The organism is Roseateles chitinivorans, assembly GCF_002761755.1.
GTDB lineage: Bacteria > Pseudomonadota > Gammaproteobacteria > Burkholderiales > Burkholderiaceae_C > Roseateles > Roseateles chitinivorans.
The window spans coordinates 1-435 of sequence record NZ_PEOG01000226.1; the positions used below are offsets into that span (position 1 = coordinate 1).

Genomic DNA, 435 nt, shown 5'->3' on the forward strand with positions numbered 1-435 from the left:
CGCCACCCGATCCGGCCCGCAGGCCTTCGAGCCATGTGGTGGCCTCGTCCAGACGGGGCGGCGGCGCGCCCGCGGCCGATTCCGTCGGCCATGAACCCAGATATCGCACATCTACACAACGTCGGTGGAGCGCTTTGAGTGCCTCGGCCACCGGATCGTCGTCGATGTGCCCGGCACAGTCGAGGAAGAACATGTAGGTGCCCAACTCGGTTCTGGTCGGGCGGGATTCGATGCGGGTCAGGTCGATGTCGCGGATCGAGAACTCGGTCATGGCCGAGACCAGGGCACCCGGTTCGTTGACCAGCCGCAACACCACGGCGGTGCGATCGGCGCCGGTGGCCGGTGGCGGGGTCCCAGGAAGACCCACGAGCACGAACCGTGTGCGGGCGTTGGGTTCGTCGACGACGTCGGCGGCCATGATGTCGAGTCCGCAGC

The 435-nt window shown here is 67.8% G+C and carries 1 protein-coding gene; it reads right to left on the bottom strand.

What is annotated here, in order from left to right:
• On the bottom strand, positions 1 to 418 hold a 418-nt coding region (locus CS062_RS25475), incomplete at its 3' end, for an ACT domain-containing protein (protein WP_199174388.1).
• Positions 419 to 435 lie beyond the last annotated feature (17 nt).